Origin of the sequence: Micromonospora sp. Llam0 (assembly GCF_003751085.1) — a bacterium.
Classification (GTDB): Bacteria; Actinomycetota; Actinomycetes; order Mycobacteriales; family Micromonosporaceae; genus Micromonospora_E.
In genome coordinates, this window is record NZ_RJJY01000001.1 from 2,955,445 (window position 1) to 2,978,395 (window position 22,951).

Consider the following 22,951-nt stretch of genomic DNA (forward strand, 5'->3'; position numbering starts at 1 on the left):
GTGCCTGCCCGGTGGACGAGATGATCTCGAAGCACGGCTGCGGCACATCATGAGTCACATTCGCTGAAGTAGCAAGATCTTCTGAGCGATCAGGTCAAACTTTTGCTCGCCACAAGCAAAAGATCCGCGGAGGCCACTATCGTGCGGTGGGTGTCCAGCTTCGAGGAGATCACCCGCCATCGGGACTGCAACCCGTCCGAGGACCCTGGGTCAACGGGCCGCCTGCACCCGAGACAGTCACCATCACCGCGTACAACCCCGGATGGCCTGTCCGCTACCAGGCTCTGTCGGGGCAGATCCGCAGCGCGCTCGGCGACCGGGCACTGGATGTCGAACACATGGGATCGACATCAATCGAAGGACTGGTTGCCAAGGACGTGATCGACATCGACCTGACTGTCGCCGACCCAATCGACGAGGACGCCTACCTACCCGCGCTCGGACGTCTCGGATACGTCCTCACCGTCCGGGAACCGTCCTTTCACGAACACCGGTGCCTGAAGCTGACCGACCCCTGGGTTGTCAACCTGCACGTCTTCGGCCCAAACTGCCCGGAGATCATCCGACACCGGATGTTCCGCGACTGGCTGCGTGCGCACCCCGACGACCGCGCGCGCTACGCGGACGCGAAACGGGCGGCGGTGCCCGGAGGCGGCAACGTGATGGGCTACAACGCGCGCAAGCAACAGGTGATCCGGGAAATCTATGACCGGCTGTTCCGGGCGGCCGGGATGCTCTAGCCGAGCCGCGCCCCGCCGGGCGGTGCCGACCGGCGGACAGCACCGTCCGCCCGGCACCCTCACGGGACGGTAGAGTCGGCCCGGGCCGACCTGCGCCCAGCATGAAGGAGTGCAGATGGCCATGCGTTTCGAGGAACTTGACTGGCGGCAGACCCCGATGGGCGAGATCAGCCTGCGGCGGCGGCGGGACCCGGTCGTCGACCGAGACGTGTACGAGGTCAAACTGGGCGACGAGTACCTGATGTCGAGCCTGTTCACCGTCGCCGAGGTCGAGCTGGCCCGGCTCGCCCTGGCGGACCTGGCCGGCGAGGACCTCGACGTCGTCGTCGGTGGGCTCGGCCTCGGCTACACCGCCCACGCCGTACTGCGGGACCGACGGGTCCGGTCGTTGGTCGTCGTCGAAGCGCTGGCCGACGTCATCGGGTGGCACCAGCGCGGTCTGGTGCCGGGTGGAGAGGCGCTGGTCGCGGATCCCCGGTGCCGGTTGGTGACCGGGGACTTCTTCGCCCTGACCGCGGCTGCCGGCCCCGATCCGGCCGCACCTGGACGACGGTTCGACGCCGTCCTCGTCGACATCGACCACTCCCCCGGACATGTCCTGCACCCGTCACACGCCGCCTTCTACCGGCCGGACGGTCTGCGGCGGCTGGCCGGCCATCTGCGGCCCGGCGGCGTGTTCGCGCTGTGGTCCGACGACCCACCGGAAGCCGGGTTCACCGAAGCGCTCGGACGGGTGTTCCCGCAGGTCCGCACCGAAGTGGTCACGTTCCGCAACCCACTGCTCGGCAGCGACTCGGCCAACACCGTGTACCTGGCGCAGACCTCGCCCCGCAGCGGCTTCGGTAGTGGCGCCCGGGCACGGCCGCCGGGCGAGCCGGGTCAGCCTCCGCCCGGCTGAGCGGCGATCGGCGGAGCCGCCACCGGAATGCGCAGGTCGCGGACCTGCAGTGCGGTCGGTGTGCCGGTCGGGTCGGGATGGGCGCACGGGGTCGCTGCGGTCGCCAACTCGGCGTGGTCGTCCGCGCTGCTGATCTCGACGGCGACCTCGACGCACCCCTCGGTGGTCCGCAGAACGTTGCCGTACACGCTGTACACCTGACTCGGCACCAGGTAGGGGTAGTCGAACCGGCTGACGGCCCCGTCGGACGGGCGGCTGATGGACAGCCGGATGGTGACCCCGGTCGGCACCCGCTCGGTGGAGACGAAGAGCGGCCAGGCCGCCTGACACCGCTGAGAGTAGCGCAGGGTGAGGCTGCCGTAGGGCGGCTGAGCCGGATCGCGGTCGGGAACCTGCACGGTGTGCGTGCTCACCGCATCGAGGTGGCACTGTTCCTGCTGCGGGTCCGCGCCGTCCGCCGCCGGTGACACGGCGGCCGAGGTCGCCACGGGTTCCTGCGCCGCCCCGCCGAGCCGGTCGAGTACCGACGTCGGCACCAGGATCACCGCGGCGACGACCGCCGCGATCCCGCCGGTCGCCGCCAACGCCCGCCGCGAGACGTGCGGCTCCCGTACGGCGGGCCGGTCGGCCGGTGGCGCGGCACCGTTGACGAGTGCGTCGACCTGGCTCCACCGCTGCCGCCAGGTGTTCTCGTCTCCGTCACAGGCACGGACGAAGGCCAAGGTCAGCTCCAGCGAGGGCAGCCGGGTTCCGGACAGCACACTGGACAGCGCGGTGTGCGAGTAGTGGGCCCGCTCCGCCATCTTGCGCAACGAGGGCTGCCCGGCGTCGCGTCGAAGCTGTTCGAGATCGGCGACGAAGGCACCGAGCGGGCCGGCGGCGGAACCACGAGTGCCGGCGTGTCCATTTTGATCCGTCATGGCCTCTCCTGAACGCGTAAACCTGGTGTCAACAGCGGTCAAGCCAGTGCTTTACGAGCAGGTCCACGCCAGTATCAGCCTCGACGCAGCTGCCCGTTGGATAGACGCCAGTGAACAGCGTCTCACAGTCCGTACTGGACCACGCACGCGTCCGTATCCTGACCGACCGGCGGATCCGGGCGGCGAGAGCCGCCTGTGGCGTCGTCCGGCATGGACGCGGTACCGGGTGGACGGGCAGTCCGCTCTACGACAGGAGGACCGCGTGCACCACCGCAAGGAAACCGAACCCGCCCACCGACCGGTGTCCAGAACCCTCCCCCGGCTCTTGCGGGGCGTTCTGGCGTCCCTCGCCGCACTGGTGATGGTGCTGGTCGGAGCCGCCGCACCGGCGATCGCCGGGATCAACGGCTACCGGGTGACCGGCACCGGTGGTGCCGGGCTGATCGTGCGGACCAACCCGCACGATGCCTCGGCACCGGCGGTCACCGTCCTCGCCGACGGCACGTACTTCACCGCCGAGTGCGCGGTACGTGGCCGCAACATCTACGGCAACAACGTCTGGCATCAGATCAGCGCGCCGGTGAACGGCTGGATCAGCGACTACTACACCACTACGCCCGGCTTCAACCAGTACCTGCCGGGCGAGCCGGAGTGCGGCTCAGGCACCCCGCCGCCGACCGGCACCCGGGAGCAGCGCGCCCTCGCCTGGGCCCGGTCGGTGCTCGGAAACACGCACACCAACGGCGACCTCGGCGACACCAACCATCCGTGGGACGGCTGGTGCGACAACTTCGTCGGGCACGCGTACGGACGGGCCGCCAGCGGCTACGCCACCGCGCTGGTCCACTACAACGCGCTGTCCCAGCGCGGCCTCATCCACACCACCGGCACACCGCCGCCCGGCGCCCTGGTCTTCTTCGCCGGAGCGCAGATCAACGGCTACGCCGGTCACGTGATGCTCTCCGAAGGCAACGGCAGCTACATCACCACCGCCCCCACCATTCGCCAGGTCTCGCTCAGTTGGCCCGGCGCGCCGTACCTCGGCTGGTCGTACGCGGACCCGGAGTGGCCGGGACGTTGACCACCGGTTCACCCGTCCGCCGGTTCACCCGTCGCAACTTAGTCACCGCTCGTCGTTTCCAGGAAGGAACGTGATGGATCCCGATCGTCTCCCGCCCGCCTCCGCCGGCGGCCGCCGGCGCCTTCCTCGGCTGGCGCTCGGCCTCGTCCTGCTCTGCGTCGTCGGCACGGTCGCTCTCGCGGTGCCGGGCACGGCCAGCGCCGCACCGGACAGCGGCGCCGTCGATGGCGCCGTCCCGGCCAGCGTCGGCGAGCCGGCCGCCACGCCGGCATCGGACACTGTCAGCGTCAACGCCGTCGGTATCGACCTGTGCGCCCAGGTCGGGTACGCCGCCGGGTTCCGGGGCAGCCCGCTGGTCACCGCGGTCGCGGTGGCCATGGCGGAGTCCTCGTGCAACCCGTCGGCGGTCGGCAGCAACGGCCCCACCTATGGATGTCCGAACGGATCACTGGACCGCGGGCTCTGGCAGATCAACAACTGCTACCACCCGACCGTGACCGACACCTGCGCCTACGACGCCCAGTGCAACGCGAACGCCGCGTACAACATCTCCAGCGGCGGCAGCAACTGGCAGCCATGGTCGACCTACAACAGCGGCGTGTACGCCAACTACCTGTCCGCCGCGCAGGCCGCGGTGGACCGGCTCGGTGGCGGCGGCACGCCGGGCGGAGTGACCGGGACCATCCTGGCCAGCCCGTGGCTCAACGTCCGGGCCGGCCCCGGCACGTCGTACGCCGTCACCGGGTACACCTACTACGGCAGTACGGTGAACATCTCCTGCTACACCTTCGGCGAGTACGTCGGCGGCGGGTACTGGCCGTCGTCGACGTGGGACCGGATCACCGATCCGGCCACCGGTGCCACCGGATTCGCCGCCGACACCTGGATCAACACGACCTACGACGTCAAGAGCATGGTCCCGTCCTGCTGATCCGTCACGTCGGACGGCACCGGTGACCCGGCCGTGTTGTCCCGTGCCGCCAGCGGCACGGGACAACACGGCCGGCTGCCGTGGAGACGCCGGAACGGGCGACGCCAGGCAGGATAGCCTTACCGGATCACGCACGGCGGTGGCAGAGGGAGGCGGGCCTGCGGACATGGGTTCCCGTGAGCTGATGCAGATCGGTGAGGTGGCGGAACGCACCGGGTTGAGCCTGCGGACGATCCGCTACTACGAGGAGGTCGGCATCGTCGTGCCGTCCGCCCGCAGCCAGGGCGGATTTCGGCTCTACACCCAGGCCGACGTCAACCGGCTCCTGGTGGTCAAGCGGATGAAGCCGGTGGAACTCACCCTCGACCAGATCCGTGAGCTGCTCGAGATCCTCGACCGGCTGGCCGCTGCCGGAGAGTCTCTTGGACGGACCGAGCGGGTGACTCTGCAGACGAAGCTGCGGGAGTTCCAGGCGACTGCCCGCGCCCGCGAAGCCGTGCTGGAGACCCAGCTGTGCATGATCAGGGAATTCGCCGACGACCTGTCCATCCACCTGGACGACGTGCCGACCGGAGCAGGCCGTCGCGCGGTCGCGGGCTGACCGGCGGACCGACCGACAAATCGCCTCTTACGTTAGAGTTCGGTCGTCGACCTGCCGTTAGGCGCCGGGCGGCCGAGGGAGGACCTCAGGTGTCAGGAGCAGTGGAAACCGTACAGCAAGTCACAACGGAGGCGGCCCGGCGGCGTACCTTCGCGGTGATCTCCCACCCGGACGCCGGTAAGTCCACCATCACCGAGGCCCTCGCGTTGCACGCCCGGGCGATCAACTCCGCCGGCGCCGTGCACGGCAAGGGCGACCGCCGTGGCGTGGTCTCCGACTGGATGGCGCTGGAGCAGCAGCGCGGCATCTCGATCACCTCGGCGGCGCTGCAGTTCACCTACCGGGACACGGTGGTCAACCTGCTCGACACGCCCGGGCACGCGGACTTCTCCGAGGACACCTACCGGGTGCTGACCGCGGTCGACTGCGCGGTGATGCTGCTCGACGCCGCCAAGGGACTGGAGCCGCAGACACTGAAACTGTTCGAGGTGTGCCGCCACCGCCGGGTGCCGGTGATCACCTTCATCAACAAGTGGGACCGCCCCGGGCTGGATCCGCTCGAACTGCTCGACGAGATCGAGCAACGGATCGGGCTGCGCTGTACCCCACTGACCTGGCCGGTCGGCGTCGCGGGGCAGTTCCACGGGGTGGCCGACCGGCGCACCGGCGGCATGATCGCGTTCACCCGCACCCCGGGCGGAGCCACCGCCGTCATCGAGGAGACCCTCACCGCCGACGAGGCAACCCGACGGTACGGCGCTGACTGGACCCAGGCGGTCGAAGAGCTGGACCTGCTCGCCGCCACCGGCGCCGAACACGACCGGGCCGCGTTCGTCGCCGCGACCACCACGCCCGTGCTGTTCGGCGCAGCGGTCACCAACGCTGGCGTACGCCAGCTCCTCGACGTGCTGGTGGACACCGCCCCCGCGCCGGCGGCCCGACCGGACACCACCGGCACCCCTCGCGAACTGGACGCGCCGTTCGCCGGATTCGTCTTCAAGACCCAGGCGAACATGAACCCGGCCCACCGCGACCAGGTGGCGTTCGTCCGGGTCTGCTCCGGCCGGTTCGAACGCGGCATGGTCGTCACCCACGCCGGCACCGGCCGCCCGTTCGCCACCAAGTACGCCCAGCAGGTCTTCGGCCGCGACCGGGACACCATCGACGAGGCGTACCCGGGCGACGTGGTCGGCCTGGTCAACGCCACCGCGCTGAGCATCGGCGACAGCCTCTACGCGCCCGGGCCGGCGGTGACGTTCCCGCCGCTGCCCTCGTTCGCCCCGGAACACTTCGTCGCGATCCGGGCCACCGACGCGTCGAAGTTCAAACGGTTCCGCCGCGGCATCGAACAACTCGACGGCGAAGGCGTGGTCCAGGTACTGCGATCGGACCGCCGGGGCGAGCAGTCCCCGGTGCTCGCCGCCGTCGGGCCGATGCAGTTCGAGGTCGCCACCCACCGGCTGTCGACCGAGTTCGGGGTACCGACCGCGGTCGACCATCTGCCGTACACCCTGGCCCGGCGCACCGACGCGGCGAGCGTGGCCGGGTTGAACGCCGCCCCCGGGGTCGAGGTGATGACCCGGGTGCGCGACGGCGAACTGCTCGCCCTGTTCCCCGACAAGTGGCGGCTGTCCACCGTGCGCAACCGCGACCCCGACCTGGTGCTGGAGCCGTTGCTCGCCGACGCCGAGGGCTGACCTCCCGCACCGCGTCAGGCGGCGGGCCGGGCCGGGGACCGCCGCGCGGTGACCGGGTACGTGCGGACCTCGGGGTAGACGAGTGGCGCGGGGTTGATCTCGCACCCGAAGCCGTGGGACGCGAGGACGGCGAGCGTGCGAGCCAGCCGGTCCGCCGAGTCCTGCACCTCCAGCACGATGTTGTCGACGCGGGTCCACTGCCGATCGTCGACGCCGGCCAGCACATTCAGCTCGGTGCCCTCCACGTCGATCTTCATCAGGTGGACGTGCCCGACCAGGTCGAGATGCTCCGCTAGGCGACCCGTCGGAACGGTGAGGTTCACCGGCCGGTACTGCTCGACCACGTCCCAGTCAGGGCGTGTGCGGGCCACCACCGCCTTCTGGAGTTCCTTGTCCTCCGGATACCGGATGGAATTGCCCGGCATGTTCGGACAGTGCACGAAACTGGCGTCGCCAGCGGGCCGGCAGGTCCAACAGGTCGTAGCACTTGAAGCCGAAACTGGAAATCGGCCTCGGGCGGGACCGGCGCGTGCAGTTCCAGGCCGTCACCGGGTACGACGAGGTCCGAGGTCGTGGCGAATGGTTGCATGGTCGGTCTCTCCTCTGATCGGATGAGGTGACGAGGGTTGTCGCCGGGGATGTTCCGGCGTGCCGTCCGGCTCCTCGGCGATGGCCAGCCGCGCAAGTCGAGCCACCGCCGCCGCCGGATCGTCCGCGGCGAGTTCGGCGAACCGCTCGGTCCGGCGCAGCAGCGTCGCCGTGTCCACACCGGCCAGACGTTCGTTGACGTTGATCCTCACCCAGACCGCGCCGGGCACCCGCCACGACCAGAAGACGAGTTCGCCCTGCACGTCCATGTGGATGTCGGACCGCCGGGACGCGATCACCTCGGTTGGCCGTGCGCCGCTGGCCAGGTCGACCGGGCCACGTTCGTCGGCCGGTACGTCCCAGGCGTTGAACATCACGAAGCCGTCCGTCGCCGCACCGAGCTGCCCGGCGCGCTCGGCCTGCAGGTCCGGCAGAGCACAGACGTCGAAGTCGCCGTGTGCGTGCCCGGCCATGGCGGCGACCTCGGCACCGCCCAGATACAGCTCGCCCACCACCCCCACCGGGACCGGCGCATACCGGCTGTCCAGCAGGTACGCGAGCCGGCCGTCGACCGGATGCATCACCGCGAACGTGGTGGTCTCGGTCGACCCGTAGCCGTTGAGGAACCGAGCCGGCCGCAACGTACGCAGCAGCTCGCCGACCGGGCGGCAGGACGTCCCGACCAGCCAGTTTCCGGCACCGGCCGCCAACCCGGTCTGGTCCACCACCGACATCGGCGAGGTGGCCGCCGGCGCGCCGGCCCAGCCGAGCAGTCGCCGACGGTCGGCGGCACGGGTCATCGGTAGCGCACCGACCGGGGTGTCCGGCGCGGTCCCGATCCCGTCCAGCAGCACCAGGTAGTGCTCCGCCAACCGGGCGATCGTCGCCGGGCTGAACCGGGCACGCGGGTAGTCGACCAGTCCGGCGAGGCCGTCGCCGTCGCGACCGACGACCAGGGACAGGTCGAACTTGGTGGTGCCGTCCACGGAACCGTCGACCCGGCCCTCGGTGACGACCGAGACCAGTCCTGGTACCTCGGACGGGTCAGCGACGGATGGATCGGGCAGGTTCTCGTACACGAAAGCAGCCTGGAACAGCGGATTCAGGCCGGTGTCCCGGGCGGTGCCGGTCGCCGCGACGACGTCGGCGAACGGCACCTCGTGCGCGAACGCCTGTGCGGTCAGCGACCGTAGCCGGCGGATCAACCCGGCTACGGTCGGACCGTCGGACAGGTCGCAGCGCAGCACCACGGTGTTGGACAGGAAGCCGACCGTGCCGGCCAGCTCGGGACGGTCCCGGCCGCTGGTGACGGTGCCGATCACGATGTCGTCCTGCCCGGTGTGCCGGTACAGCAGCACCGCCCAGGCCGCGAGCAAGACGACGTACGGCGTGGTGTCCAACTGCCGGGCCAGCGCCCGTAGCCGGTGCAGCAGCCGCGCCGGCACCCGGAAGTGCCATGTCGAGCCGCGGTGGTCGCGTTCCCGGGCTGTGCCGGCGCCGTCGCAGGGCAGGTTCAGCGGGACCACACCGGCCAGGTGCCGACGCCACCAGTCGAGCCGGTTCCGGTACGGCGGCGCGGCCCGCCGGGCTTTCTCCCAGCGGACGAAGTCCGGATAGTCGACCGAGTCGACGTCGGACAGCGGCCCGGCGGCGGGCCGGCCGCTCGTCAGCGCGCCGTAGCTCCGTACCAGCTCGGCCAGGAGCAACCCGACGGACCAGCAGTCGGTGACCAGGTGATGCTGGGTGACGGCGATCAGATGCTCGTCGTCGGCGACGGTGACCACGGCAATCCGGGTGAGCGGTCCGGACGCCAGGTCGAACGGGGTGTGCTGCTGGCCGCGCAGCAGTTCGTCGGCCGCCGCGCCGGACCGGTCGGCGATGGCAATCTCGACCAAGGGCTCCTCGTCCGCCGAGCGGACCACCGCGACCGGTGCCGCCCCGGAGGTACGGAAGACGGTACGGAGCGCGGCGTGCCGGCGCGCCAGTGCGTGGGCGGCGGCCGACATGACCGCCGGGTCCAGGCCGCCGTGCCACCGCAACCGCGCGTGTACGTGGTGCAGGGTGCTCGGTCCCACCATCTGCTCGACCAGCCAGAGCCGTTGCTGTCCGCTGGACATGCCGGACTCGGCACCGGTGGACCCGGTCGGCACCATCGGTTCGACGGTGTCGGTACGGCGCAGTACGCCGATGATCTCGTCTCGGTGGTCGACGAGCTGCCCTCGCAGATCGTCGGGCAGCCCGCCGGTGGCCCGGTAGCTGAGCCGGTCACCGTCGAGGCTCAACGTCACCCCGGCCCGCACCGCCCGCAGCAGCAGTTCGTCGACGTTCACAGCGACAATGGTCGTGTCATCCGGTGCCGGGGCGGGCCTGGTCATCTCCGCTGCCTCCCACGGGTCTGCACCCCGACCGGCCCGGGGCGCTGGCCGCGTCAGTCAAGCATCGGGCCGCCCGGGGCGGCCAGGAGGATCGACCGGAAGAAATGTTTCCGGTCGGCTGCCGCCGTGGTCGACCCTGACGCGACCGGCTCACCCGGACGTGTCGGGACGCTCCGACGTGCCGGGACGCCCGGACGGGCCGCCGCCGGGCGGATGGTCGATGCCCCGCAGCAGGACGCGGACCTCGACGGCGTCCCGGTGGCCGAGGTCGTCGAGGATGTCGAGCGCCGACCGCCAGGCGGTCCCGGCCGGCCCGACGTCACCGGCCGCCAGGTGAGCGTGCCCGAGATGGGTCAGTGTCGCCGCCTCGAAGAACCTGTTGCCCGAGGCCCGGTACAGCCGCAGGGCCCGCTGGTAGCAGTCGACCGCCTCGCTTGGTCGGCCCAGGCGGTGGTCGGCGTATCCGATGCTGTCCCAGGTGTCGGCGGCACCGTCCGGATCGTCAAGTTCCTCGAACAGGATCAATGCCTCGACGCAGTGCAGTCGGGTCTGCTCCGGTTCGCCGAGCAACGCGTGGTACCAGCCGACCGCGTTGTGGGCGCGGGCCTGCAACCAGGGCTCGGCTGCCTCGCGGGCCAATCGCAGCGCCACCAGGACCTGACCCAGCGCCTGATCGGGCAACTGCTGCCGCTCCAGGGCGTACGCGCTGGTCAACGCGACCCGGGCCTGGCCCGCGCGATCGCCGATCTCGGCGTAGCACCGGTCGGCCCGGCGCAGGTGGCGGTGGGCCTCGTCGAACCGGTCGAGGTTGGCCGCCGCCTCGCCGATGTGGTGATCGCTGCGCGCCTGCATGGGCAGGTCCCCCATCCGACGTGCCGCCCGCAACGCGGTGAGGTGGACCGCCGACATCTCCGGCCAGCGGCCCTGCCGGTGCAGGTAGGTGCGCAGAACCGCAGCCAGACGCCAGACGTACCCGTCGAGCCCGAGCTCGGCGGCGATCCGGATGGCGGCGAGGATCGTCGCGAACTCGGCGTCGAACCAGCACATCGCGGCATCGCTGTCGGCCACCCCGGTGCACACGGTGCCGGGCACCGGCGGCGGCAGGGCCAGCCGGTCCCGGTGTGCGCCGAGCGCCCGGTCCGCCGTCGCACCCGTGTGCAGGCAGTGGTCCAGCAGTCGACGCAGCGCTGCCCGGCGGTCGACCGCGGAATCGACCTGACCGACCAACTCGGTGGCGTAGCTGCGCCAGAGATCATGCAGGCCGTAGCGGCCGGGAGCCGGTTCGGTCACCAGGTGCGCGTCGGCGAGCTCCGCCAGTAGCGGCTCGACGTCGCGGACCGTGGCCCCGACGAGGCTGGCAGCGGCTGGCGCGGCGAAGTCCAGGCCGGGATGCAGGCCGAGCAGCCGGAAAAGGCGGGCGGCAGTAGGACGCAGTTGCCGGTACGACCAGGAGAGCACTGTCCGCACGTCGATGGCCGCCTCGGTGCCGTGCAGCGCGTCGAGCCGGTTCTCCGCGCGGTCCATCTGGCCGACGAGCCCAGCCAGGGAGAACGTGGGATTGATCGCCGCCCGGGCGGCGACCACGGCCAGCGCCAGCGGCAACCGGCCGCTACGCGCGACAAGAGCGTCCACCGCCGCCGGCTCGGTCGAGATCCGCCGTGGACCGAGCCGGCGGAGCAGCAGCTGTCGGGACTCCTCGACGGTGAGCAGGTCCAGGCTCAGCGGTACGGCACCGTCGGCGGCGACCAGGCCGGCCAACTGCCGGCGGCTGGTCACCAGGGTCAGACAGCCCGCGGTCCCGGCGATCAGCGGCCGGATCTGTGCCGCGTCGACGGCGTTGTCGACAACCACCAGCACCCGCTGATCGGCCAGCAGGCGGCGGTACAGGGAGGTGCGTCCCGGCAGGTCCGGGGGCAGTTCGCCGGTCGGTACCCCGAGTGCGCCGAGCAGGTACCGCAGTGCCTCGGCGGGGCTGACCGCCGACCCGGCCGGGTCGAAGCCGCGAAGGTTGACGTACAGACGCCCGTCGGGAAAGTGGCCGGCGGCGGTCCGTCCCCAGTGCACCGCCAGGGTGGTCTTGCCGACACCGGCGGTCCCTGACACGACGACGGTGGCCCCCGCCTGCCGATCCAGCAGACCGTTCAGCCGCTGCAGCTCCGGGTGGCGGCCGACGAAGTCCGCCACGACCGGTAGCAGGTCGGGCACCGCGCCGGCCGATCGCCCGGCTGCGGGTGGCGCGGCGGTACGCCGTGCCGGTGCGGGCAGCCGCCACGACGCGGCGGACGCGTAGAAGCGCTCCCGGTCGGTTCCGGACAGGCCGAACACGTCGGCGAGCAGACCGACGGTGATCCGGCGCGGCGATGGGCTCCGCCCGCTCTCGATCGCCCGGATCGTGCGCGCGCTGATCCCGGTACGATCCGCCAACTCCTCCTGGGTCAGCCCCGCCTCCTGGCGGTAGGCACGCGTCAACTCGCCGATCACCAGAACTCCTCCAGCCAGGCCCGTCGTCGCCTCGGCGGAGGCGACGACGAAGGCCGGCCGGTGGCCGGGCGACGGCCGGAGGAGGATCGTGTGGACCACCGCTGGGGGTGGTGTTTCACCTGGTCCAGCCGCGGAGAGGATGGCATCGACGACGTCGAACTCCTACCGACGACCGCCAGTATTGGACCGTAGAAATTGGCCTGTCAACATCTTCCGGAATTGCCCCGGAAACTCGCGGACGCCATGGGCCCGGCCCCGGGCCGCTGGTATAGGCTGGTCACCGCCGGTCAGTGGGGTGCGAACAGCCAGCTCTGACGAACCGGAGTGGAGTGCCACCACGCCGCTCGCGGCCGGGTCGATCGGGCAGGTTTCCGGTAATCACTCGGACCGCTGCTCAGCCCGTGCTCGGTCCACGCAGCCCGGCGACGCTACTCGGCCGCTGGTCGGTCCACTCCCGCTCGACCCAGGCCAGACGGTCGGCGCGGCCGCGGCCGACAGCCTTCCACCGTCGCTCGCAGCGCCTGCTCGACCCGTTCGGCACCGACCGCGACCGAGAAGACCTTGTCGTAATAGGACCGACCAGCCTGCCCGAGCAGCTCGAGCTTCTCGCGGCCCAGGTCGCACACTTCGCGTAGGGCGGTTCCGATCGAGTCCGGATCCCCCGCCCGGGCGACGAAGCCGGCGCCGCTGTCCTGGGCGACCGCTGCGGCGTCGCCCTCGGCCGCGACGAGCAGCGCCCGACCTGCCGCAAGGATCGCCTGCACCTTGCTCGGCATCGTGTACGCCGACATCCCGCCGGGGCGCAGGCTCACGTAGTGCACGTCGCCAGCGGCCATCAGTGCGGGCATCCGGTCGCGGGGCAGCCGGCCGAGAAACCGGACGTTGGTGGCGCCTGCCCGCGCCGCCCGGGCACGCAGCCGGTCCTCGGTGGTGCCCGAACCGGCGATGAGACAGACCAGCCTCGGATCGTCGACCCGGGCGCACGCGTCGATCAGCGAGTCGAGGCCCTGCGCCTCACCGAGCGCCCCGGCGTACGACAGCACCACCTGATCGGGACGGATCCCGAGCTCGGCGCGTAGATCGGGACGGCGGACCGGTGCCGCCTCGTCGGCCCACATCGGAATGTGGACCAGCTTTTCCGGCGGTACGCCCCGCGCGGCGAGCAGTCCGCCCGCGCCGGGCGAGACGTAGGCCACCCGATCCGCGCTGCGGTACATCGCCTCGCACCAACCGGCCATCCCCCGCGCGAGAGTCCGTGACAACGGACCACCACCGAGGAATCCGCTGGCCACCGCGCTGTCCGGCCAGATGTCCAGGACGTGCAGCAGGACCGGCACCCGGTGCACGTACCGGGCGTACCACATCGGGACCGCCACCGAGATCGGCGAGTTGCCGACCCAGAGTGCGTCGAGCCCGCGCAGCGCGTCGGCGCCGGAGATCAGCGCCGAACCGGCGAACGAGCCATAGTTGACCAGTCGCCGTGCGGCGGACCGGTCATGGCTGGGGTAGAGCGCCACCCGACGGATCCGCACGTCGCCGTCGATCTCGTCGAGCCGGCGCGCCATCCGGTACCCGGGTGTGAGCCGGCCGGTCGGATAGTTCGGGAAGCCGGTGACCACCCGTACCTCGTGTCCCCGTCGGGCGAGGGCGTGTGCGAGCCGGCCAGGCAACGCGGCCGGCCCCGGCTCGGGATCGAACCATTGGGTGAGCAGACCGATCAGCATGCAATACAACTACCAGCCACTACGGACTGTTTTGCCCCTTTCGTAGTTATTGATGACCTGGTCGACGATCGCGGGCCGGCGGGGCATCCGAACCTTCCTCATCTTGCCGGAAATGACCTCTACGCCAGTTATGTGGATATATCGTCACGTGCGACGACATCCACCGTCCCCCGGGGTGGCCCGACGGGAGAAGCAAGACAGGGGCAGATGTGGTTTCCTCGCTATCGGACCGACGCATCCTGATCACCGGTGGCACCGGGTCCTTCGGTCAGACGATGGTTTCCCGGTTGCTCGACGCCGGCGCCGAGGAGGTCCGGGTCTTCAGCCGCGACGAGTCCAAACAGGACGCAATGCGGCACCGGCTCGCCGACGAGCGTGTCCGCTACTACGTCGGCGACATCCGAGACTACGACAGTGTGCACAAAGCCGTACGGGGCATGGAGTTCGTCTTCCACGCCGCCGCGCTCAAGCAGGTGCCGTCGTGCGAGTTCTTCCCACTTGAAGCGGTCCGGACCAACGTCCTCGGCAGCGCCCACCTGGTGGACGCGTGTGAACGGGTCGGGGTCGAGGCGCTGGTGCTGCTGAGCACCGACAAGGCCGTCTATCCGGTCAACGCGATGGGCATGACCAAGGCGCTGATGGAGAAGGTGGCACAGGCACACGCCCGGGACAACCTGACTGCCCGCACCCGGGTCTGCTGCGTGCGGTACGGCAACGTCATGTACTCGCGCGGCTCGGTCATCCCGCTGTTCATCGACCAGATCCGCCAGGGCAGCCTGCCGACCGTCACCGAGCCGTCGATGACCCGGTTCCTGATGTCCCTGGCCCAGTCGGTCGACCTGGTGGAACACGCGTTCCACCACGGCCGGCAGGGCGACGTCTTCATCCGCAAGGCCGATGCCTGCACCATCGGCGACCTGGCCACCGCGTTGTGCAACCTGTTCGGCGTACCGGCCAAGTTCGACGTGCTCGGCATCCGGCACGGCGAGAAGATGTACGAGACGTTGGCCAGCCGCGAGGAACTGTCCCACGCCGAGGACCTGGGCGAGTTCCTCCGGGTCCCGGTGGACAGCCGCGATCTCAACTACGCCCTCTACGTCGACGAGGGCGATGTCGACAGCGGCGGGCTCACCGACTTCAATTCGCACAACGCCCGACGGCTGACCGTGCCGGAGGTCGAGTCGCTGCTGCTCACCCTGCCGGAGGTACGGGCGCACCTCGATGCCGCCGCGACCCCGGTCGGCGCGGCATGAGCGCCCCGTCCGGCGATGGCGGGCGCCTGGAGCGGGTGCCGCGGCGGCGGACCGACGGGCCGGTTCCCGCTCGACAGCGGGTCCTCATCGCCGGAGCCACCGGGATGCTCGGCCACACCCTGTTGCGGGAACTCAGCGCCGACCCGGCGCTCGACGTTCACGGCACCGCCCGCGACCTGGCCGACCGCGCACACCACTTCCCGGCGCCACTGGTCGAGCGGATCGCCGATGGCATCGACGCCACCCGGTTCGACCAGGTCCGCCGGATCGTCGACGAACTCCGGCCAGACGTGGTCGTCAACTGTGTCGGGGTGATCAAGCAACGCCCTGACGTGCGGGACGCCACGCACACCGTCACCCTGAACGCTCTCTTCCCGCATCTGTTGGCGCAGACGTGCGGCCAGTTCGGCAGCCGGCTGATCCACGTCAGCACCGACTGTGTCTTCTCCGGGCGCCGGGGCGGCTACGTCGAGGACGACCTGCCCGACCCACCCGACCTCTACGGACGGTCCAAGCTGCTGGGTGAGGTCACCAGGGAGGGGGCACTCACGCTGCGTACCTCGATCATCGGTCACGAGCTCACCAGCAGCCGGTCGTTGGTGGACTGGTTCCTGTCGCGCCCCGGAGTCGTCCAGGGCTGGACCGGGGCGATCTACACCGGCGTGACGACCGTCGAGTTCGCCCGGCTGCTGCGGACCGTGGTGCTGCCCCGGACCGATCTCACCGGGCTGTACCACCTGGCCGCCGAGCCGATCTCGAAGTACGACCTGCTCCGGTTGATCGCCGAGGTGTACCGATGGCCGGGTGACATCGCGCCGGACGACGGGTTCGTCTGTGACCGGTCGATGCGCGCCGACCGGCTGGCCGACGTCACCGGCTACCGTCCGCCCTCCTGGCCGGACATGGTCCGCTCGATGCACGCCGCCCGGACCCGCTGGGCCAGTGCCCTGACCGAGGCGGACCGGCAGCGCCTCGTGGTCTGACGCGCCGGACCGACAGACAGACCGATCGGGGTGACCCCGGCCGACCGCAAGCCGAAGGACGACACGTGGTAGACCGAATGAGCCGACTGACCGTACTGGTCGGCGCGGCAGCCCTGCTGGGGGTCACGACCATCCTTGCGGTACGGAATCCGCTGGTCGCCTCGGCCGCCGTCGCGCTGCTCGTCATGGTCATCTGCGCGTCACAGATGGACGGCTGGCGCTGGCTGCTGGCGCTGACGATGGCGCTGCTGGTCGGCGCGTCGTCCGACGTCGCGGCACTGGCCGACGCCAGCTTCTATCCGCGTTACGTGGCCGTCGGTGGCCTGGTCGTCTGGGCGCTGTGCATCCGCCGATCTGCCGCCGCCGCGCCGCCGAGGCCGTGGACCGGTGTCCTTATCGGGTCACTCTGGGTACTCGCCGGTCTCGCCACACTCAGCGCGGTCTGGTCGATCGCGCCGTTCGAGTCCTTCCAGCGTGGCCTGGCCCTGCTGCTGCTGGCCGGGCTGGTCCACCTGTTGGCTCAGCGGCGCTGGCCGGACCGGGCGGTCATGATGGCCGACCTGCGGGTGGTCTACCTGGTGCTGGCCGTGTCCGTCGTGGTCAGCATCGGCTACGGAGCGACCGACGGCACGCTGGCCGCCGCGTTGTCCGGCAGCTCCCGGTTCCAAGGACTGTTCAGCAATCCCAACATGCTCGGCATGGTCTGCGCGTTGGCCCTGCCGCTCGGCTGGGCGGTCTACCGGGAGACCGGGCGACGTGCCGAACTGCTCGGCATCGTGCCGGCGGCCGGCGCTCTCGTGTTGTCCCAGTCCCGCACCGGACTGGTCGCCGTGCTCGTCGGCGCGCTCTGGGTGGTGCTACGGCACGGGATCGGTACCCTGGCCCGGGTCGCCGTCGGCGCGACAGCGGCCCTGCTGGCCGGGTACCTGTCCGGCCTGTTGCCGTCCGTCTTCGCCGCGTCCTGGATGCAGCAGTTCGTCGGCCGGTTCACCCAGAGCGACCTGTCCAACGGCCGGATCCGGCTATGGCACATGACGGTCGACCTGTGGTGGGAGAACCATCCGGCCCTCGGCTACGGATACGCGTCCCGCAACCACCTCTACGAGCTGGCCAGCTACGACGAACTGCGCGGCTTCAACGTCGGGCTGGTGCACAACAGCTACCTGCAGATGATGCTGGAGCTCGGGCTGGTGGCCGCGGTGCCGCTGCTGCTCACCGTGCTCGCCGCCGGGTGGGCCGCCGTCCGGGCTCCGGTGAACGGAGCGAACTCCGGTCTGGTCTGGCTCATCGTCACCGGCCTGCTGATCCAGGTCACCGAGTCGGCGATGTTCGGTACCGGGCAGACCTACCCGTACGTGTTCTGGCTGGCCGTGGTCGCCGTCCTGCTGCACCTGCCCGCCCGGCGACGGTCCGGACACCACCGGGCGGCGGACGTCCCGCCGCCGTCGCCCCGGCCGGGTCCGGCGCGGCCGCCAGCACCGTCGGCCGAGCCGGGCAGGTCGCCCAGCCGGGTGCGGACCCCGGTCCTACGGTAGTCGTCAGTCCCGGCCCTCGACCGGGACAACGAACGTACTGACCCGCTCCGACCAGGCCCGGTGGTCGAACGAACGGCGGGCCCGCGACCGCGCCGCCTGGCTCATCGCCGTCCACTGCTCGTCGCGCAGCCGCAACGCGCGCTGCACCGCCAGCCGGACGTCGTCCGGACCGTTGCCGTCGAGCACCAGCCCTTCGGCACCGTCGCGCACATAGTCGGCCAGGTCACTGGTGTGGTTGAGCAGCACCGGGCACCCGGCGGCGAGACTCTCCGGCACCTTGGACGGGAAGCCGTTCGCCGCGTAGCCGCCGGTGGGCCGCACCAGCATGGCGAAATGCGACTCGGCCAGCAGGTCCAACACGGTCGCCCGGGGCACCCGGCCGAGGAACACCACCTCCGCGTGGACCGCGTCGAGCACCGCCGGGTCCAGGTCGGACAGGTTCGCCGCGTCGTCGCGGGTGATCCCGGCGATGGTCAGCCGGACCCGCCGCTGGTCCTGCGGTGTCAGTCGGCCGATCCCCGCGACGATCACGTGGAGCATGTCCTTGCGACCCGGCGTACCCGCGTACAGCAGACGCAGTCCGGCGTCGAGCGACGGCGGCCGTGGTGGCGCGAACTCGTCGCAGTCCACCTGCGGTGGCACCACCAGCACGGCCCCGCCGCGCCGCTCGAAGTGGCCGGCCAGAGTGGTGGACACCGCGGTGAACCGGTCGACGAGCCTGGTCGCCAGGAACGTCGACCACCGGTGGCGTACGAAGTAGGGATCGGACCAGCCGCGCCGGAACTGTCGCCGGTCGTGACGTTCGCTGGCGTCGACCACGATCGGGCAACGCAGCCCGAGACGCAGTACCGCCCAGTTGCCGAGCGTCATCATGGCCATCGGCAGCAGGACCACGGAGACGTCGCCGCGGCCGACGCCACGGTGCCGCAACGCCCGCAGCACGCGGATCGGACGGGCCAGGCGGGCCGACATCCGGCTGAGGTGGTTGGCTCCCCGACGACGCAAGGTGATCAGTTCGACGCCGCTGGCCCGTGGCCCGTCCGGCGGGAACGGCAGTTCGCAAGGCCAGTCGTTGACCACCAGCGTTGGCCCGCCCTCGCCGGCGGCGCAGCGGGCGAGCTGCAGCAGCCGGTTCGAGGTGGCGTCGCCGTACGGAAACGCGTACGCGCCGATCAGCAACGGTCGTGGCCGACCCCGCCGGTCCGCCGGCCGGTCACCGGGTTGTGGTCCATGCTCGACCGCCGTGGTCTGCTCGGTCATCGGACTCCTTCGGTTCGGGGCCGGACGCGGCCGGACGCCGTCGGTAGATCGCCAGGTGGGTTTCGGCCGCAGCGTCGATCGCGAACGCGCTGTGGGCGAAGCGCTCGCCGGCGGCCGAGGGGGTGGTCGCGGCGGTGTACGCGGCCGCGACGAGCGCCGCCTCCGCCCAGTCCGCCGCCGACGCCCCGGGATCGACGATCACGACGCCGGGCAGCCGCTCGTCGATGAACCGCACGCCGGGCAGATCGCAGGCCACCGTGCCGATGCCCAGCGCGACCGGCTCCAGCACCCCGCCGGGCAGCCCTTCCAGGCTGGACGGATGGACGACCAGGTCGGCCTGGGCGAGCAGGCCGCCCACGTCGTCCCGGGGGCCGAGCAGATGCACCCGGTCGGTCACCCCGGCGGCGTCCGCCGCAGCCCGCACCCGGGCGTCGTCGGCAGGGTCACCCGGCCCGACGAGGACGGCATGCGCGGTGACCCCCCGGTCATGCAGCGCGGCCAGGATCGGTGGCAGCAGCCAGCGGCGCTTCTCCGGCGAGGCCCGTCCCACGCTCACGCAGACGACGTCGGTGACGCCAGCTCCGATCACCGCCCGCAGGTCGTCGCCGGACGGTTGTCGCAGTCGGTCCAGGTCGAGACCGTTGAGTACCACCTGGCAGCGTGGATCGTCCCGCCAGGCCCGGTGGAAGCCGTAGGTGAGCGAGCCCGGCGACACGCCCAGGACGTCGGTGGCGAAGGTCCGCAGCAGCCGCCCGCCGAGCCACCGGAGGATCCGGCGGCGCAGGCTCCTCGGCGCGTTGTCGTCCCCCCGGAAGTGCGCGACGCGGCCGGGCACCCCGGCGACCGCGGCGAGGGCGAGCAGCACGCCGGAAAAGTTGGCGCAGTCGACGTGCACCACGTCGGGCCGCAACTGGCGCAGCAGACGGTGGAACCGGACCGGGAACCGCGCACCGAGCGGTACGGCGGTTACCGAGCCACCGTGCCGCTCGACCGCCCCGGCCAGCGGCCCCGGCCCAACGTGGTCACTGAGCGTGACCAGGTGCATCTCGGTTCCGCCGCGGACGAGCCGTGGCAGCAGTTCCGCGGTACGCGTCTCGGTGCCGCCGAAGTTCAGTTCGCCCACCACCCGCAGGACGCGGCGGCGGGCCGCGCCCGGTGGCGCGACGGCCGGCGGTGGAACGATCGCGCCACCGCCGTGTGCGTCCGGACGGTCACGGACGTCGTCGTGGTCAACTACCGACTCGGACACCGGTCCCCCTTTCGTCGACTGTCGGCCGGACCGCCGGACCGCCGTCGGCGGCAGGATCGGGACCGGCGGAATCGGGCCCGGCAGGATCGGGCCCGGCGGGGGACGCGCCGGCACCCTGGCCGGCCCGGTCCAGTGTGCGCCGGTAGCCGATCACCGCGGCGGGCCAGACGGTCAGCAGGTACGCCACGCAGGCCGCCAGCGGCACGGCCAGCAGACCGAGATGGTGTAGTCCCCAGATCTTCAGGCCGGTCGCCAGGACCAGGAACGCGGCCCAGCCGACGGCCTGCGGCCGGAGCAGGCCGGCGCTGTTCTGCACCAGGATCAGCGGCGAACTGACCGCGACCAGAAAGGACCAGCAGGCGAGTCCGGCGAGGACCGGGACCGGCACCGCGGCGCGGTCGATGCCGCCGACCCACAACTCGATCAACGGGTGTCCCCAGCCGACCAGCGCCGCACCCGCCACCCCGACCACCGCCCCGTAGAGCAACACCATCCGTCGGGTGTGCCGGCGTACCCAGGCCACCTCGCCACAGGCCAACGCCGCGCCGTTCACCGGCCAGACGGTCATGCCGACCAGGCCGACGAAGATGGACAACACGCCGAAGAGCTTCACCACGACGGCGTAGTGCGCCGCCACGGCGAGTCCGAGGATGTTCGCCACCAGCGGGCTGTCGACGTTGATGGCGATCGACGACATCGTGGTGAGCGCGAAGAACCGCAGGCCGAGCCGGAGCAGGCCGGCTGCGGTCGCCCGGTCGACCAGCCTGGGGCCGGGACGCTTGGCCGGCTGCTGGACGCCGAAGTAGACCACGGTGTTGACCAGGTTGACGGCGGGCACCGCCAGCACCGCGCAGGCGATCACCGCCAGCGGATCCCAGCCACCGCCGATGGCGCACAGCACCGCCACCATGGCAGTCAGCGAGCCCGCCGACTGCCAGACGCTGCTCTGCACGACCTGACCGTCGGCGTACTGAATCCGTTGGATCAGCGACAGCGGGATGTTGACGGCGAACGCCCCGAACGACAGCAGGACCAACGTCGACGTCTCGGCGGCGATGCCCGGATCGGTCACCCCGAGAAGCCGGTCCCAGGGCACCAGCGGATTGACCACGAGCAGGCCGCCGAGCAGGGCGAGGGCGACCGTGCCGACGGTGGCGAACGCGCTGGAGATCTCCCTGGCCTGCTGCCGGACGTCGGCACCGAGCCGGCTGAGCCGGGTGAGCAGTCCGTTGCCCAGCCCCAGGTCGGCGAACCAGGCCATCCCGGTGAGCGCGGTGACCGCCATCCACAGCCCGTACCGCTGGTCGCCGAGATACTGGAAGCAGGCCGGGGTGATGACCAGCGGGGCCGCCATGCCGGTCGCCTTCGCCGCCATGGCCGCGGCGATGCCGGACCGGACGGCACGGTCACGGTCATTGCCGTCCGGTCCGGTCCGGTCGGCGGCCCCGGTCACCGGTTCGCGACGGGCTCGACGGGCTCCACGGGCTCGACGGGCTCGACGGGCTCGACGGGCTCGACGGCCAGCCGACGGGCCATCCACTCGACGGTCGCCCGCAGGCCGTCCCTACGATCGACCGGGCTGATGCCGGGGAAGAGCGCCCGCAACGTGGCGGTGTCGGCGAGGGAGTGCGCGACGTCGCCGGGACGCGGCGGCGCGTGCTCGCGGTCGATGCGCCGGCCGAGCAGTCCGGCGAGGTCGTCGAGGACCTGCAGCAGGCTGGCCCGGGCGCCGAAGGCAAGGTTGACCGGGTGTGGGTGGTGCACCCGGCGCCGCAGCGCGTCCAGAATGACCGCGCACACCGTACCGACGTAGGTGAAGTCCCGGGACTGGGTGCCGTCGCCGTGCACCAGGGCCGGCTCGCCCCGCAGCGCGGCGTGGACGAACCGGGGGATGACGGCCGCGTAGGCGTGGTCGTGCCGCTGCCCGGGGCCGTACACGTTGAAGAACCGCAACGCCAGCGTCGGCAGCCCGAACGACGCCTGGTGGGCCAGGGCGTACGCCTCGGTGGCGAGCTTGCTGGCCGCGTACGGGCTCATCGGTCGGGTCCAGGTCAGCTCGGTCTTCGGCAGTGTCGGATTCATGCCGTACACCGATGAGGAGGAGGCGACCAGCAAGTGGGCCACGTCGTGCCGGCGGGCCGCCTCCAGCACCAGCAGGGTCCCGGTCGCGTTCGCGTGGTGGGAGGCCACCGGGTCGCGTAGCGATCGGGGCACGCTGGGCAGGGCGGCCAGGTGGACCACGGCCTCCCGGCCGGCCATCGCGGCGTCCAGCGCGGCCGGATCCAGGATCGACCCCTCGACCACCTCGACGTCCAGCCCGGTGAGGTTGTCGCGCAGTCCGACCGACAGGTCGTCCAGGACGGTCACCTCCTTCACCGCCGGCTCGACCAGTGCGGCACGGGCCAGGTTGGAGCCGATGAAGCCGGCTCCGCCGGTGATCAGAATGCGCATGGGACAACTCCTCGCAGTGCCGCCCGGTCACCTGTACATCGAGCCGACCGAGGACCGAGTAACGGGTCTATAACATCTTTTGTCGGAAATATCATTTTAGGGTCAACCATGTCGCCGGTGAGGATCGCCGATCGTGCTGCGAGCACCCCCGCCGAACGGCCGGCAGCGCTGTCACGTCACCGAC

The 22,951-nt window shown here is 71.2% G+C and carries 18 protein-coding genes; 9 read left to right on the plus strand and 9 right to left on the minus strand.

Annotation, left to right across the window (positions count from 1 at the left end):
• Nucleotides 1–146: 146 nt before the first annotated feature.
• Both EDC02_RS12985 and EDC02_RS12990 read left to right on the plus strand, forming a co-directional pair.
• Nucleotides 147–740 (plus strand): GrpB family protein, encoded by a 594-nt coding sequence (locus EDC02_RS12985; RefSeq protein ID WP_199757627.1) that lies wholly within the window; start codon nucleotides 147–149, stop codon nucleotides 738–740.
• A gap of 115 nt (nucleotides 741–855) precedes the next feature.
• Nucleotides 856–1,638: a spermidine synthase gene (locus tag EDC02_RS12990; protein WP_233605895.1), complete on the plus strand. Its 783-nt coding sequence runs from the start codon at nucleotides 856–858 to the stop codon at nucleotides 1,636–1,638.
• Here the strand turns inward: EDC02_RS12990 and EDC02_RS12995 are convergent.
• Nucleotides 1,620–2,558 carry a DUF2690 domain-containing protein gene (locus EDC02_RS12995; protein ID WP_123602167.1) on the minus strand — a complete coding sequence of 313 codons (939 nt, stop codon included), beginning with the start codon at nucleotides 2,556–2,558 and terminating at the stop codon, nucleotides 1,620–1,622. The genes EDC02_RS12990 and EDC02_RS12995 overlap by 19 nt on opposite strands.
• Nucleotides 2,559–2,883: 325 nt before the next feature.
• Here EDC02_RS12995 and EDC02_RS13000 point away from each other — a divergent pair, with 325 nt between their 5' ends.
• The 4 genes from EDC02_RS13000 to EDC02_RS13015 all read left to right on the plus strand — a co-directional run bounded on the left by EDC02_RS13000 (nucleotide 2,884) and on the right by EDC02_RS13015 (nucleotide 6,868).
• Nucleotides 2,884–3,639, plus strand: a complete 756-nt coding sequence (locus tag EDC02_RS13000) for a hypothetical protein (protein WP_148083445.1) — start codon at nucleotides 2,884–2,886, stop codon at nucleotides 3,637–3,639.
• A gap of 73 nt (nucleotides 3,640–3,712) precedes the next feature.
• Entirely contained in the window at nucleotides 3,713–4,570 is an 858-nt protein-coding gene (locus EDC02_RS13005; RefSeq protein ID WP_123602169.1) for a transglycosylase SLT domain-containing protein, read from the plus strand.
• 166 nt (nucleotides 4,571–4,736) lie between these two features.
• Nucleotides 4,737–5,171, plus strand: coding sequence for a MerR family transcriptional regulator (locus tag EDC02_RS13010; RefSeq protein WP_123602170.1), 435 nt, complete (start codon nucleotides 4,737–4,739; stop codon nucleotides 5,169–5,171).
• An 89-nt stretch (nucleotides 5,172–5,260) separates the two neighbouring features.
• A complete protein-coding gene (locus tag EDC02_RS13015; RefSeq protein ID WP_123602171.1) occupies nucleotides 5,261–6,868 on the plus strand; it encodes a peptide chain release factor 3 in 1,608 nt (535 codons plus the stop codon).
• 14 nt (nucleotides 6,869–6,882) lie between these two features.
• Here EDC02_RS13015 and EDC02_RS13020 read toward each other — a convergent pair whose 3' ends face one another.
• From EDC02_RS13020 to EDC02_RS13035, 4 genes are all read right to left on the minus strand, one after another.
• A complete protein-coding gene (locus tag EDC02_RS13020) occupies nucleotides 6,883–7,293 on the minus strand; it encodes an FkbM family methyltransferase (protein ID WP_123602172.1) in 411 nt (136 codons plus the stop codon).
• A gap of 120 nt (nucleotides 7,294–7,413) precedes the next feature.
• Nucleotides 7,414–9,786, minus strand: coding sequence for a condensation domain-containing protein (locus tag EDC02_RS13025; protein WP_158632183.1), 2,373 nt, complete (start codon nucleotides 9,784–9,786; stop codon nucleotides 7,414–7,416).
• 195 nt (nucleotides 9,787–9,981) lie between these two features.
• Nucleotides 9,982–12,411 (minus strand): tetratricopeptide repeat protein, encoded by a 2,430-nt coding sequence (locus EDC02_RS13030; RefSeq protein WP_123602174.1) that lies wholly within the window; start codon nucleotides 12,409–12,411, stop codon nucleotides 9,982–9,984.
• A gap of 329 nt (nucleotides 12,412–12,740) precedes the next feature.
• A complete protein-coding gene (locus EDC02_RS13035) occupies nucleotides 12,741–14,036 on the minus strand; it encodes a glycosyltransferase family 4 protein (RefSeq protein ID WP_123602175.1) in 1,296 nt (431 codons plus the stop codon).
• Between the two features lie 209 nt (nucleotides 14,037–14,245).
• On the opposite strand from EDC02_RS13035, the gene EDC02_RS13040 reads away from it, so the two are divergent.
• The 3 genes from EDC02_RS13040 (at nucleotide 14,246) to EDC02_RS13050 (ending at nucleotide 17,807) form a co-directional block, all read left to right on the plus strand.
• A complete protein-coding gene (locus EDC02_RS13040) occupies nucleotides 14,246–15,289 on the plus strand; it encodes an SDR family NAD(P)-dependent oxidoreductase (protein ID WP_123602176.1) in 1,044 nt (347 codons plus the stop codon).
• Nucleotides 15,286–16,272 (plus strand): SDR family oxidoreductase, encoded by a 987-nt coding sequence (locus tag EDC02_RS13045; protein ID WP_123602177.1) that lies wholly within the window; start codon nucleotides 15,286–15,288, stop codon nucleotides 16,270–16,272. The genes EDC02_RS13040 and EDC02_RS13045 overlap by 4 nt, the downstream gene beginning before the upstream one ends.
• Before the next feature lie 77 nt (nucleotides 16,273–16,349).
• A complete protein-coding gene (locus tag EDC02_RS13050) occupies nucleotides 16,350–17,807 on the plus strand; it encodes an O-antigen ligase (protein WP_123602178.1) in 1,458 nt (485 codons plus the stop codon).
• Nucleotides 17,808–17,810: 3 nt separating this feature from the next.
• Here the strand turns inward: EDC02_RS13050 and EDC02_RS13055 are convergent, their stop codons facing one another.
• The 4 genes from EDC02_RS13055 to EDC02_RS13070 are packed head-to-tail and all read right to left on the minus strand — an operon-like array spanning nucleotide 17,811 to nucleotide 22,767.
• Nucleotides 17,811–19,067: a glycosyltransferase family 4 protein gene (locus EDC02_RS13055; RefSeq protein ID WP_123602179.1), complete on the minus strand. Its 1,257-nt coding sequence runs from the start codon at nucleotides 19,065–19,067 to the stop codon at nucleotides 17,811–17,813.
• On the minus strand, nucleotides 19,021–20,316 hold the full coding sequence (locus tag EDC02_RS13060) for a glycosyltransferase (RefSeq protein WP_158632184.1): 1,296 nt from the start codon (nucleotides 20,314–20,316) through the stop codon (nucleotides 19,021–19,023). The genes EDC02_RS13055 and EDC02_RS13060 overlap by 47 nt, the downstream gene beginning before the upstream one ends.
• Entirely contained in the window at nucleotides 20,297–21,856 is a 1,560-nt protein-coding gene (locus tag EDC02_RS13065) for a lipopolysaccharide biosynthesis protein (RefSeq protein WP_370461446.1), read from the minus strand. The genes EDC02_RS13060 and EDC02_RS13065 overlap by 20 nt, the downstream gene beginning before the upstream one ends.
• Complete coding sequence (locus EDC02_RS13070; RefSeq protein WP_123602182.1) at nucleotides 21,766–22,767, minus strand: NAD-dependent epimerase/dehydratase family protein; 1,002 nt, start codon at nucleotides 22,765–22,767, stop codon at nucleotides 21,766–21,768. The genes EDC02_RS13065 and EDC02_RS13070 overlap by 91 nt, the downstream gene beginning before the upstream one ends.
• Nucleotides 22,768–22,951 lie beyond the last annotated feature (184 nt).